At 60.6% G+C, this 13,109-nt stretch carries 7 protein-coding genes and 2 pseudogenes; 5 read left to right on the top strand and 4 right to left on the bottom strand.

The window, feature by feature from the left end:
- Positions 1-146: 146 nt before the first annotated feature.
- The gene (gene ccoG / locus LRS56_12850; protein WDU65256.1) at positions 147-1,556 is read right to left on the bottom strand and encodes a cytochrome c oxidase accessory protein CcoG; all 1,410 of its coding nucleotides are present in this window, start codon (positions 1,554-1,556) and stop codon (positions 147-149) included.
- 184 nt (positions 1,557-1,740) lie between these two features.
- Positions 1,741-1,980 carry a DUF3203 family protein gene (locus LRS56_12845; GenBank protein WDU65255.1) on the bottom strand — a complete coding sequence of 80 codons (240 nt, stop codon included), beginning with the start codon at positions 1,978-1,980 and terminating at the stop codon, positions 1,741-1,743.
- A gap of 120 nt (positions 1,981-2,100) precedes the next feature.
- Between LRS56_12845 and LRS56_12840 the strand changes: the two are divergent.
- Positions 2,101-2,594, top strand: a pseudogene (locus LRS56_12840) (MgtC/SapB family protein).
- A gap of 7 nt (positions 2,595-2,601) precedes the next feature.
- On the opposite strand, the gene LRS56_12835 reads toward LRS56_12840, so the two are convergent.
- Positions 2,602-3,387: a M10 family metallopeptidase C-terminal domain-containing protein gene (locus LRS56_12835; GenBank protein WDU65254.1), complete on the bottom strand. Its 786-nt coding sequence runs from the start codon at positions 3,385-3,387 to the stop codon at positions 2,602-2,604.
- A gap of 412 nt (positions 3,388-3,799) precedes the next feature.
- Complete coding sequence (locus tag LRS56_12830) at positions 3,800-3,958, bottom strand: hypothetical protein (GenBank protein WDU65253.1); 159 nt, start codon at positions 3,956-3,958, stop codon at positions 3,800-3,802.
- 204 nt (positions 3,959-4,162) lie between these two features.
- On the opposite strand from LRS56_12830, the gene LRS56_12825 reads away from it, so the two are divergent.
- The 4 genes and pseudogenes from LRS56_12825 (at position 4,163) to LRS56_12810 (ending at position 13,106) form a co-directional block, all read left to right on the top strand.
- Positions 4,163-6,151 (top strand): alpha-1,4-glucan--maltose-1-phosphate maltosyltransferase, encoded by a 1,989-nt coding sequence (locus tag LRS56_12825; protein WDU65252.1) that lies wholly within the window; start codon positions 4,163-4,165, stop codon positions 6,149-6,151.
- Between the two features lie 156 nt (positions 6,152-6,307).
- Entirely contained in the window at positions 6,308-9,655 is a 3,348-nt protein-coding gene (gene treS / locus LRS56_12820) for a maltose alpha-D-glucosyltransferase (GenBank protein WDU65251.1), read from the top strand.
- The gene (glgB, locus tag LRS56_12815; protein ID WDU65250.1) at positions 9,652-11,889 is read left to right on the top strand and encodes a 1,4-alpha-glucan branching protein GlgB; all 2,238 of its coding nucleotides are present in this window, start codon (positions 9,652-9,654) and stop codon (positions 11,887-11,889) included. The genes treS and glgB overlap by 4 nt, the downstream gene beginning before the upstream one ends.
- A gap of 51 nt (positions 11,890-11,940) precedes the next feature.
- Positions 11,941-13,106: pseudogene (locus LRS56_12810) on the top strand (GGDEF domain-containing protein).
- Positions 13,107-13,109: the final 3 nt, after the last annotated feature.

Below are 13,109 nucleotides of genomic sequence, written 5' to 3'. Positions count from 1 at the left end.
TTAACTGTTTGAAATGGTACGCAGAGCGAGGTGTGGGAGCTGGCTTGCCTGCGATAGCGCCGGGCCAGCCAAGGATGCACTCGGATGTGCCGCCGTCATCGCAGGCAAGCCAGCTCCCACAGTGGAACTCGTGTGGCGGTCAGACCTCAGCGATTCAACGGTGCCACAAAGCGGCTATCGGCAGCGCTGTAAACCCACGGCTCATCCACATCCGTGACCTTGAAACGCAGGTTCTGCGAACTGCTCGCCGGTTTATCGGCCAGCAACGCTACCGATACCGGCACATCAGTAATTTCCCCGGGTGCCAGGCTTATGTCGGTCTTGCCTTGCAACTGGAAGCCATCGGCGTCCACCAGCTCCAGGCGGTAAGCCTGAGGTTGCTGGGTTTTGTTGATGACTTTGAGGCTGTAGATGTTCTCGATCTGGCCCTGGGCATTTTCGCGGAACATGCCACGGTCCTTGGTGACATCCAGCGACACCATCGGCCGTTCCACCAAGGCCACCACCAGCGCTGCAATCATCACCAGCAGCACGGCACTGTAGCCGATCAGCCGTGGCCTGAGCAGCTGGGTTTCGCCGCCTTGCAGTTGATGTTCACTGGTATAGCTGACCAGGCCACGGGCATAGCCCATCTTGTCCATGATTGAATCGCAGGCATCGATGCACGCTGCGCAGCCGATGCATTCCATTTGCAGGCCGTCGCGGATGTCGATACCGGTAGGGCATACCTGCACGCACAGCTGGCAGTCGATGCAATCGCCAAGGCCGACGTCGGCGGGTTTGGCCTCACGTTTGCGCGGGCCACGCTGTTCGCCACGTGCGGCATCGTAGGAGATGGTCAGGGTGTCTTTGTCGAACATCACGCTTTGGAACCGCGCATACGGGCACATGTGCATGCACACCGCTTCGCGCAGCCAGCCGGCGTTGAGGTAGGTGGCCGCGGTGAAAAACAGCACCCAGAACAGGCTCACGCCGCCGATTTGCCAGGTCAGCAGTTCACTGGCCAAAGGGCGGATGGGGGTGAAGTAGCCGACAAACGTCAGCCCGGTAAGCACGCTGATAGCCAGCCATAAGGTGTGCTTGGCCGAGCGCCGTGCCAGTTTGTTCAGGCTCCAGGGCGCCGCTTGCAGCTTGATGCGCTGGTTGCGCTCGCCTTCAGTGACTCTTTCACACCACATGAACAGCCAGGTGAATGAGCTTTGCGGGCAGGTGTAGCCGCACCACACTCGCCCGGCAAACACGGTGATCGCGAACAGGCCGAAGGCACAGATGATCAGCAGCGCCGAGAGCAGGATGAAATCCTGGGGCCAGAAGGTCGCACCGAAGATATGGAATTTGCTTTCGGCCAGGTCCCACAACACGGCTTGCCGGCCGCCCCAGTTGAGCCACACGGTGCCGAAAAAGGCCAGGAACAGCCAAGCGGCACCGCCTACGCGCAACGTGCGGAACAGCCCGGTGAAACTGCGGGTATGGATCAGGTTGTCGCTGGGTTTGGCCTTTACCTTCTTTGGGTGAATAGGCTCAAAGGTTTCCACGGTTGGGATTCGTTCGCTCATGGTCGTTCGCTCATCAGCCTCCATCAGGCGGATGAACTATGAGTCTCAGGCTGTTTACATAACAGACTCAGGTATGGCGATTAAAAGCGGATCAGATGGGGTATGGGCGAGGTGCTGTGACAATGTGCTGCACCCCTTGGCGGAGGGGGTGCAGGCTTATCCGGGAGGTGCTGATACAGATCAATTAAATCAGCGAACCAGGTTCTTCGGTCTTTACATGTTGGCGCCCATCGTGAGCCCCTGCGACTGTCAGGGCGTCGGCCTCGGCTTCTGTGATGTAGATGCGCTCTGCCGCCAACTCCACGTAGGACATGGATTTGTCGATGTCGGTCACGATATTGACCCGGGTCGCTGGCACGCTCTGTTCCTGGCCATTGTCATCGAGCATGAAATAGCACAGCTGGTTTTCGATACGTATGGGCATGCCGTTCTCCTTGTTCATGGGCTATGAACGTTAGGGGGCACCGATGTGCAGGGGTTCCAGGCAACTGACTGGCGGTCGCCGCTGTCCATCCTTTACTAACAATGACAAAGGACGGCATCTATGGACGCCTGGTGGCATGAAGTGTGGCAAACCCTGCAGGCCGAATTTGCCGACATCGGCGACGCAAAGCAGCTGACTCAGATCACCGTGCGCCTGCTGATCGCGGCGATCCTGGGCGGCATTCTGGGGTTTGAGCGTGAGCACAAGGGCAAGGCGGCCGGCGTGCGCACCCATATGCTGGTGGCTATGGGTGCAGCACTGTTTGTAATGGTGCCGCAGATGTCCGGCAACCAGGCGGATGCCATGAGCCGGGTGGTCCAGGGGTGATCGCGGGCATCGGATTTCTTGGCGCGGGCACCATCCTCAAGGGCAAGGAAGATGAAGAGGGCCACGTCAAGGGCCTGACCACCGCCGCCGGCCTGTGGATGACCGCCGCCATTGGTGTGGCGGCGGGGTTGGGGCGAGAGTCCACGGCGGTGCTCAGTACGTTGCTGGCGCTGGCGGTATTCAGTGTGATGCCGCGCATCGTCGCCGTTTTCGAGAAGCGTGATTGATTGTGGGTCAAATGATCACGTCGCTTTCTTTCAGTGGGCTGAATACTTTGGCGACAAAGGGTAGTTCGCCCCGATTGCCGGAAATCACCAGAACACTTGCGTTGTGGGCATGGGAGTAGTGCAACTGCATTTCGCCCGGTTCTCCCGACAACTGGTTGACCCACTGCAGCGGCCTGTCGAGTTGTCGATGAATGCCTGAGACGTCCAGTTTGTCCCGGCCCGGTACGAAATGCCTGATTTCGCTGGGAGCATCGAGGGAGGATTCGCCGGTGTGGGTGTAACGGTAGATTGCTGCAGGCGGTTCAGAAGGGTGCGGATGCTGCCCTTCTTCGATCGCTTTTCTCACCAGTGCGGCGATCGCGGCGAACGTGGTCTCTTGGGTCCCCAGTCCTTTCAAGCAGTCCTGGGCATGTTTGAAGGGCTGTTCCTGTTGAGTGATGAATTTGCGAATGAGTGGCAAGAAGCTGCCGGGAGCGTCCGTCAGTACTGTGTATAAGAGGTCGAGCGTGGCTGAATCTGCCTGTCTTCTAAAGGTGTTGATGTGCTCGGCTCCAATGTTGCTCAGGACCGGCGCTATTGCAGTTTTGGCGCATTGGTTTTCGAGCTTGCCAAGACTTTCAGTACAGGTTTTTGCATGTTCGCTGCCCAATAGATTCCGGGTATTTTCCGGGGTCAGTAACGTCCCGACTTTCTTCAGTAGGGATTGCGACATTTGGGCGTCAGGAGCGCGCAGCATGCGTTCAATTGCACGGCCGTCGATGTGGCTACCCAGATGAGCGAGTTCGCCTGCCATCGCGCGAAGGTGCGAAGGTGCAGGCCCGGCTTCATCGGGGCGCTTGGGCTCCCGTGCGCTGTTGGGGCCTGATTGCAGCAGCGCTTGCAGGGCGCGAGGGGGCACTGTAGCAAGCGGTTGGCCCAGGGGGGCATCGAAACGGGGGCTGGCGGGTGGCTAATCGGGTGTCCAGTGATATTCGGCATACGGGCTTCTCATGACAGCGGGATTGACGCGTTGCCCTGGCTGTCCGGGGTAGCGCGAGCATGAGGTCAGTATCGTGAGTGTCAAGGCGGGTGAAGTTAGGATCGCGCCATTTGGATGGGTAGGAGTTGTCCTTTTTCCGGGTCCGATCGCGTATATCCACCTGAACTGCCCCGGGCGGTTTGACAGTCAAGGCTGCGCCGCCCTCGCGAGCGGCCGCGGCCGTGGGTCAGAGAATGACCGGCGGCTCACCCATCGGCGGCTCTTCCACCGGAGGCGGTTCATTGTCAGGCGGTTCTTTTTCCGGAATCGGCTGCGGGTCGGTGGGCGGCAGGGTCGGGTTGTCGATATTCGGGTCCGGGGTTTCAGCCGGGATCGGGATATTCATCGGTGTGGCCTCCTTTGTGCTTTGCTCTATCGGTGGACAACCACCCGGGCGAATTGATTCCCCGCCCAATGGCGGCATATCCACCTGAACTTTTGACCGCAGCGCAGGCTCGGACTTTAAGCGGCCCTGCTCAGGGAGAGCGTCGCCATATCAGAATCCGGATCAAGCAAAGAGCGTCCACAGGGCGTAAGGGGAAGATGCTCGATGACTGCTGAAACACAGGTTCCAGAAGACTCCATCTTGCCGCTGTCCCAGGCATTGTTGCTGCCCAGGATCGCGATCGAAAGCACCGCACCCGTGATCGACGGCGGCGAATTTGCCGTCAAGGCCGTGGTTGGCCAGCGGGTCAACGTCACCAGCAAAGTGTTCGCCGACGGCCACGACAAGCTTGCCGTGCTGATCCGCTGGCGTGCACGGCATGAAGAAAGCTGGCACAGCGTAGTGATGGCTGATGTCGGCAACAATGGTTGGGAGGGCGCGTTTACCGTTACCGCCCAAGGCCCGCACGAATACTGCATCGAAGCCTGGATCGATACGTTCGCCAGCTTCTGCTATGAACTGCGTAAAAAACATGAGGCCGGGGTGCCGGTCAGCCTGGAGTTGCAGGAAGGCCGCAGCCTGGTGCTGCAGGCCGCCGAGCGCAGTGACAATGAACTGCGTGACCGCCTGATGCTGCTGCACCACGAGCTCTCCGGGCTGCTGGAAACCGAGCAGGTCGCGCAGTTTTTGCACGAAGACAGTGCACACCTGATGACCCAGGCGGATCACCGTGCCTACTTGAGCATCAGCAGCGTTTACCCGCTTGATGTGGAGCGCACAGCGGCGCAATTTGCCAGCTGGTACGAGCTGTTTCCCCGCTCGATCACCGACGACCCTGCGCGTCACGGCACGTTCAATGACGTGCACTCACGCCTGTCGATGATCCATGACATGGGCTTTGACGTCCTTTATTTCCCGCCGATTCATCCGATCGGGCGCAGCCACCGCAAGGGCAAAAACAATTCCCTGACCGCCGGCCCCGATGACCCTGGCAGCCCGTATGCGATCGGCAGCGAGGAGGGTGGCCATGAGGCCATTCACCCGCAACTGGGCAGCCGCGATGACTTCCGCCGCCTGGTCAAGGCCGCCGCCGACCACGGCCTGGAAATCGCCCTGGACTTCGCCATCCAGTGCTCTCAGGACCACCCGTGGCTCAAACAGCACGCGGGCTGGTTCAACTGGCGCCCGGACGGCACGATCAAATACGCCGAAAACCCGCCGAAAAAGTACCAGGACATCGTCAACGTCGATTTTTATGCGGCGGATGCGATCCCCAGCCTGTGGACCGAACTGCGCGATGTGGTGGTGGGCTGGGTGGAGGAGGGTGTGAAGACGTTTCGCGTCGACAACCCGCACACCAAGCCGCTGCCATTCTGGCAATGGTTGATCAGCGATGTGCGCGCAAAATATCCCGAAGTGATCTTCCTCGCTGAAGCGTTCACCACGCCGGCGATGATGGCGCGCTTGGGCAAGGTCGGTTATTCCCAGAGCTACACCTATTTCACCTGGCGCAACACCAAGGCCGAACTCGGTGAATACCTGACGCAGTTGAACCAGTCGCCGTGGCGCGAATGCTATCGGCCGAATTTCTTCGTCAATACCCCGGACATCAATCCCGGCTTTCTCCACGAGTCCGGGCGCCCGGGCTTTTTGATCCGCGCCGCGCTGGCCACCATGGGCTCAGGCCTGTGGGGTATGTATTCGGGGTTCGAACTGTGCGAAGCGGCGCCGGTGCCCGGCAAGGAAGAATACCTGGACTCGGAGAAGTACGAGATCCGCCCTCGGGACTTTACCGCACCCGGCAATATCATCGCCGAAATCGCCCAGCTCAACCGCATCCGCCGGCAAAACCCGGCCTTGCAGACGCACTTGGGGTTGAAGCTCTACAACGCCTGGAACGACAACATCCTGTATTTCGGCAAGCGCAGCGAGGATGGCAGCAACTTCATTCTGGTAGCGGTCAACCTCGACCCGTTCAATGCCCAGGAGGCTGATTTTGAACTGCCGCTGTGGGAGCTCGGGCTGCCGGATGATGCCCAGACCCAGGGCGAAGACCTGATGAACGGCCATCGCTGGACCTGGTATGGCAAAAACCAGTGGACCCGGCTTGAGCCGCAGATGCCGTTTGGGATCTGGCGCATCAGCGTTTCCTGAGCCTGGCGCAGATCAAAAATGTGGGAGCGGGCTTGCTCGCGAACGCGGTGCGTCAGTTAACGAATTCATCAACTGACGCACCGCGTTCGCGAGCAAGCCCGCTCCCACATTGACCGCACCCAGCCTCAAAAAATTTCAGAATTTCAGGAGTTTCCAATGGCGAAGAAACCCAAGGCTGCCACCTTTATCAAAGACCCGCTCTGGTACAAGGACGCGGTGATCTATCAGGTTCACGTCAAATCCTATTTCGACTCCAATAACGACGGCATCGGCGACTTTCCGGGCCTGATCGCCAAACTCGACTACATTGCCGATCTCGGCGTAAACACCATCTGGTTGCTGCCGTTCTATCCCTCGCCGCGTCGCGATGACGGTTACGACATCGCCGAATACCGTGGGGTGCACAGCGACTACGGCACCATGGCCGATGCCCGGCGTTTTATCGCCGAGGCCCACCAGCGTGGCCTGCGGGTAATTACCGAGCTGGTCATCAACCACACCTCCGACCAGCACCCCTGGTTTCAGCGGGCGCGCAAGGCCAAGCCGGGTTCGGCGGCACGCGACTTCTACGTGTGGTCCGATGACGACCAGAAATACGACGGCACTCGCATCATCTTCCTCGACACCGAGAAGTCCAACTGGACCTGGGACCCGGTCGCCGGCCAGTATTTCTGGCACCGTTTCTATTCGCACCAACCGGACCTCAACTTCGACAACCCGCAGGTAATGAAGGCCGTGTTGTCGGTGATGCGCTACTGGCTGGACATGGGCATCGACGGCCTGCGCCTGGACGCTATCCCGTACCTGATCGAGCGCGACGGCACCAACAACGAAAACCTGCCCGAAACCCATGGTGTGCTCAAGCAGATCCGCGCCGAGATCGATGCGCATTATCCCGACCGCATGTTGCTGGCCGAAGCCAATCAATGGCCAGAAGACACGCAACTGTACTTCGGTGACAAAAAGGGCGATGACGGCGACGAATGCCATATGGCCTTCCACTTCCCGCTGATGCCGCGCATGTACATGGCGCTGGCCCAGGAAGATCGCTTCCCTATTACCGACATTCTGCGCCAGACCCCGGAGATCCCGGCCAATTGCCAATGGGCGATCTTCTTGCGCAACCACGATGAGCTGACCTTGGAGATGGTCACCGACAAAGAGCGCGACTACCTGTGGAATTATTACGCCGCCGACCGCCGCGCACGCATCAACCTGGGCATTCGCCGGCGACTGGCGCCACTGATGGAGCGTGACCGTCGGCGGGTCGAGTTGCTGAACAGCCTGCTGTTGTCGATGCCCGGCACGCCGACCCTGTATTACGGCGATGAAATCGGCATGGGTGACAACATCTACCTCGGCGACCGCGATGGCGTGCGCACGCCGATGCAGTGGTCCATCGACCGCAACGGTGGCTTCTCCCGCGCCGACCCGGCCAGCCTGGTGCTGCCGCCGATCATGGACCCGCAATACGGCTACCAGTCGGTCAACGTTGAAACCCAGGCCCAGGACCCGCATTCGCTGCTCAACTGGACCCGCCGCATGCTGGCGGTGCGCAAGCAGTCCAAGGCGTTTGGCCGCGGCAGCCTGAAGATGCTCTCGCCGAGCAACCGCCGCATCCTCGCGTATACACGTGAGTTCACCGGCGAAGACGGGCACAACGAGATCATCCTGTGCGTGGCCAACGTGTCACGCAGTGCCCAGGCGGCCGAGTTGGACCTGTCGGCCTTCGCCGGCATGGTGCCGGTGGAGATGCTCGGCGGTAACGCCTTCCCGCCGATCGGCCAACTGAACTTCCTGCTGACCCTGGCGCCGTATGGCTTCTACTGGTTTGTACTGGCGGCGGAAAACCAGATGCCGAGCTGGCATGTGGAACCCGCGCAGAGCATGCCGGACTTCACCACCCTGGTGCTGAAAAAACGCATGGAAGAGCTGCTCGAAGAACCGTGCCGCACCACGCTGGAACAGACCTCGCTGCCGGCCTGGCTGCCCAAGCGGCGCTGGTTCGCCGGCAAGGACACGGCCATCGACAGCGTGCGTATTGCCTACGGCGTGCGCTTTGGCGATGCGCAGCATCCGGTATTGCTCAGCGAGCTGGAGGTGACGGCCGGGGGCCAGGTCAGTCGTTATCAGTTGCCGTTCGGCTTCCTCGGGGAAGACCAGTTCACCAGTGCCTTGCCCCAGCAACTGGCCCTGGCCCGCGTGCGGCGTGTGCGGCAGGTGGGGCTGGTGACCGATGCGTTCAGCCTTGAGCATTTTATCCGTGCGGTGATCCAGGGCTTGCAAGCCGGCACGGTACTGGATTCCAGCGACGGCGAGCTGCGCTTTGAAGGCACCCGGCACCTGGCTCGGTTGCAACTGACGGACGAGTCGCCGGTGCGCTACCTGTCGGCCGAACAATCCAACAGTTCGGTGGTGGTCGGTGAGAGCCTGGTGCTCAAGCTGATCCGCAAAGTCAGCGCCGGGGTACATCCGGAGCTGGAAATGAGCGCTTACCTGACCGCCGCCGATTACCCGAATATCTCGCCGCTGCTGGGTTCGATGATTCGCCGCGATGGCGAGGGCCAGGACAACCTGTTGATGATTGCCCAGGGCTACCTGAGCAACCAGGGCGATGCCTGGAGCTGGACCCAGAACAACCTTGAACGCGCCATCCGCGATGAGCTGGCCGAAGCCATTTCCGAGCAGGAACAGCACTACAACGCCCTGGGCGAACTGGCAGACTTTGCCGGGTTGCTCGGGCAGCGCCTGGGCGAGATGCACCAGGTGCTGGGTGCGCCGACCAGCAACAAAGACTTCATGCCCGAGGCCACCACCACCAAGGATACCCAGGCCTGGGCCAAGGATGTGGGCGCGCAGATCGATCGCGCGCTGCAGTTGCTCAAGCAGCACCAAAGCCAATTGAACCCTGAGGATCAGGCATTGGTCAGTGCTTTGCTGGATCAGAAAAAAGCCATTGCCGGCCACGTGCAGGCGTTGGCGAAAGCCACGTTGGGCGGCCTGCGTATTCGGGTGCATGGTGATTTGCACCTGGGCCAGGTGCTGGTGGTGAAGGGCGATGCCTACCTGATCGACTTTGAAGGCGAGCCGGCGCGACCGCTGCATGAACGGCGCGGCAAGCACAGCCCGTATAAAGATGTGAGCGGCGTGTTGCGCTCCTTCGACTACGCGGCGGCCATGGCCCTGAATGTACAGGGGGTGGACCACTCGCCGCAGGCGGACGCCTCGCGCAAACGCGTGACCGAGCGTTATCTGAAGGAAGCGCGCCAGGCTTTTATTCAGGCTTATCAGGCGGCTACGTCTACACTGGCGCATGACTGGCAGGATGCCAAAGGCCAGGACGCAGCGCTGACGTTGTTCAGCCTGGAGAAGGCCGCGTATGAAGTGGCGTACGAAGCGGAAAATCGCCCGACCTGGCTGCCGGTGCCCCTGCAAGGGTTGCACGGCTTGCTGAGTAGGCTTACACCTATATCGAAAACTGTACGCGGTGGGGAGACGTCATGAGCTTTACACATAAAGAACCGCTGCAGCCGAAGCTGACTGCATTGCCGGCGTCCAAGGACGTCGAAGCGCTGGTGCGCGCCGAGCACCATGACCCGTTCTCGATTCTCGGGCCACACGACGACGAGCAGGGGGGCCAATTTATCCGCGCCTTTCTGCCGGAGGCGCTGAGCGTCCAGGTGCTGAGCCGTGAGGGCGGCGAGACGTTGGGCAGCCTGGATGCGACTCAGGTGCCGGGTTTGTTTGTCGGGCACTTCGGCACTCGCCAAGGCTATTTGCTGAAAATCCAGTGGGCCGGTGGCGAGCAGATCACCGAAGACCCCTACAGCTTCCAGCAACTGTTGCTGGGTGAAATGGACCTGTACCTGTTTGCCGAAGGCAATCATCGCGACCTCAGCAGCTGCCTGGGCGCCCAGGTGACCAGTGTCGACGGGGTACAAGGTGTGCGTTTTGCCGTGTGGGCGCCGAATGCGCGGCGGGTTTCGGTGGTGGGCGACTTCAATATCTGGGATGGTCGCCGGCACCCGATGCGCCTGCGGCATCCGTCCGGCGTGTGGGAAATCTTTATCCCGCGCCTGCAACCGGGCGCGGCCTACAAGTATGAAATTCTTGGCGCCAACGGGATTCTGCCGCTCAAGGCTGACCCGATGGCACTCGCTACCCAGTTGCCCCCCGACACGGCCTCGAAAGTTGCCGCGCCGTTGCAAGTGGACTGGCAGGACCATGCCTGGATGCAATCGCGGGTTGAGCGCCAGAAAACCACGGCGCCGCTGTCGATTTATGAGCTGCATGTAGGTTCGTGGCAGTGCGAGCTGGACGAGGCGGGCGAGGTGGCGCGTCAATACAACTGGCGTGAGCTGGCCGAGCGCCTGGTGCCGTATGTGCAGCAACTGGGGTTCACCCACGTTGAACTGATGCCGATCATGGAGCACCCGTTTGGCGGCTCCTGGGGCTATCAGGCGCTGTCACAGTTCGCACCGACGGCGCGCTTTGGTTCGCCGGAAGATTTTGCCTACTTCATCAATGCACTGCATCAGGCCGATATCGGCGTAATCCTCGACTGGGTGCCGGCGCATTTTCCTACGGATACCCACGGCCTGGCGCAATTCGACGGCACCGCGCTGTACGAATACGCCAACCCGCTGGAAGGCTTTCACCAGGATTGGGACACCCTGATCTACAACCTGGGCCGCACTGAAGTTCACGGTTATATGCTGGCCTCGGCCCTGCATTGGCTCAAACACTTCCACATTGACGGCCTGCGCGTGGATGCGGTGGCCTCGATGCTGTACCGCGATTATTCGCGCAAGGCCGGGGAGTGGGTGCCTAACCGCCATGGCGGTCGCGAGAACCTGGAAGCCATCGACTTCCTGCGGCACTTGAACGACGTGGTGGCCCTGGAAGCCCCCGGCGCGCTGGTAATTGCCGAGGAATCCACCGCCTGGCCCGGCGTCAGCCAGCCGACCCAACAGGGCGGCCTGGGTTTTAACTACAAATGGAACATGGGCTGGATGCATGATTCGCTGCACTACATCCAGCAGGATCCGGTGTATCGCGCCCATCACCATAACGAGCTGAGCTTTGGCCTGGTGTATGCCTGGTCCGAGCGCTTTATCCTGCCGATCTCTCACGATGAAGTGGTGCACGGCAAACACTCGCTGATCGACAAGATGCCCGGCGATCGCTGGCAGAAATTTGCCAACCTGCGCGCTTACCTGGCCTTTATGTGGATGCACCCCGGTAAGAAATTGCTGTTTATGGGCTGCGAATTCGGCCAGTGGCGCGAGTGGAACCACGACCAGCAGTTGGACTGGTACCTGCTGCAGTATGCCGAACACAAAGGCGTGCAGAAGCTGGTCGGCGACCTCAACCGCTTGTACCGCGAAGAGCCGGCCCTGCACGAGCAGGACGACGCGCCTCAGGGGTTCCAGTGGCTGATCGGCGACGATGCGATCAACAGCGTCTTTGCCTGGCTGCGCTGGAGCAAGGATGGCAAGCCGGTGCTGGTGGTGGCCAACTTTACTCCGGTGCCCCGTGCGGCGTATGCAGTCGGCGTGCCGTTTGCCGGGCGCTGGAGCGAGGTGCTCAACAGTGATGCCGAGCAGTATGCGGGCTCCAATTACGGCAATGGCGGTGCGGTGTTTACCCAGGATGAACCGCGTCACGGGCAAGCGGTATCGCTGTCGTTGAATCTGCCGCCGCTGGGGGTGCTGATTCTGCGGCCGGAAGCGGTTTAAACGCTCTACCGTGCTGGATTCTGTTGTCCGGGCTACTGGCAGGGTGCCACAATGGCGCCTTTGTCGTGGCAGTCGAATCGGGCGAATTTCATGAATGGCCTTGGGCGTGGGCAAGACGAGGATTGTTTTATCGAAGAACAGGTGCGGACTGACCGTCTGCACCAGTTGTTTCGGCAGTCATTTTCCGCCATTTTCGGCAGTTACCTGGCCGCCATCATGCTCTGCTGGCTGTGCTGGGATCGGTTTGATCATCAGGTCATTCTGGTGTGGCTGGTTGCACTGGCGGGCTCGTCACTGTTGCGACTCAAAATGTTCATGGAGTGGTTTCGTTGCCCCCACGCCGAGCGTACACCCGACCGCTGGGAGCGCCGCTACTGCGTCACGTTGATGTTGTCTGCCGGTATCTGGGGTCTTGGCGCACTGGCGGTCATGCCCACGGATGACCGCTTGTCCCAGGCATTGGTAATGCTGTTCACCGTGGGCATGTCGGTCAGTGCGGTGTCGTGCTACTCGGCTTATCGCTACTTGACGCTGGCCTCCATGGCGCTGGTGTTGCTGCCTTGTACGCTATGGCTGCTGTTTCAACCGTCGTCGATGCAGTTGGGTGTCGCCCTCGCGGTGCTGGTGTTCTCCACCTTTGTGGTCAGCGCCACGCGCAAGTTTTCCGATGCGCTGGAAAAGGCCTTCCGCCTGACCCGCCAAATGGAACGTGCCCACAACATTTCCACCCGCGCCGCACAGACCGACGAACTCACCGGCCTGATGAACCGTCGCGCGTTTTTTGAACATGCCCAGGTGTTGTACGCGCAATGCCAAAAACACCAGCAGCCGCTGTGCGCGCTGATGCTGGACATGGACCACTTCAAGCAAATCAATGACACCTACGGCCACCAGGCCGGTGACCAGGTGCTGCGCCAGATCGGCGGGGTGATCAGCGCATCGTTCCGCAAGGCCGATGTGTATGGCCGTCTGGGGGGGAAGAGTTTGCGGTGTTGCTGCCCAACACCTCGCTGGAAACCGCAAAGGGTATCGCCGAGCAGCTGATCAAGGCGATTTCCGGTCTGGTGTCCGATCCGGTGCATGGGCTGAGCGCCAGCCTGGGCGTGGCGTCCACCCATTCCCTCGACCAGGACCTGCACGGGTTGATGAACACCGCCGATAAGGCGCTGTACCGTGCCAAGGCCCTGGGCCGCAATCAGGTGGCCGTGGCGGAGTAGGGC

The organism is Pseudomonas poae (assembly GCA_028869255.1).
Classification (GTDB): domain Bacteria; phylum Pseudomonadota; class Gammaproteobacteria; order Pseudomonadales; family Pseudomonadaceae; genus Aquipseudomonas; species Aquipseudomonas poae_C.
This window is presented reverse-complemented; position numbering and strand designations above follow the sequence as displayed.

Bases quoted from the DNA above. Each gene is read 5' to 3' on its own strand.
- ccoG (WDU65256.1), bottom strand. From the start codon at position 1,556: ATGAGCGAACGAATCCCAACCGTGGAAACCTTTGAGCCTATTCACCCA.
- LRS56_12845 (WDU65255.1), bottom strand. From the start codon at position 1,980: ATGCCCATACGTATCGAAAACCAGCTGTGCTATTTCATGCTCGATGAC.
- LRS56_12835 (WDU65254.1), bottom strand. From the start codon at position 3,387: ATGGCAGGCGAACTCGCTCATCTGGGTAGCCACATCGACGGCCGTGCA.
- LRS56_12830 (WDU65253.1), bottom strand. From the start codon at position 3,958: ATGAATATCCCGATCCCGGCTGAAACCCCGGACCCGAATATCGACAAC.
- LRS56_12825 (WDU65252.1), top strand. From the start codon at position 4,163: ATGACTGCTGAAACACAGGTTCCAGAAGACTCCATCTTGCCGCTGTCC.
- treS (WDU65251.1), top strand. From the start codon at position 6,308: ATGGCGAAGAAACCCAAGGCTGCCACCTTTATCAAAGACCCGCTCTGG.
- glgB (WDU65250.1), top strand. From the start codon at position 9,652: ATGAGCTTTACACATAAAGAACCGCTGCAGCCGAAGCTGACTGCATTG.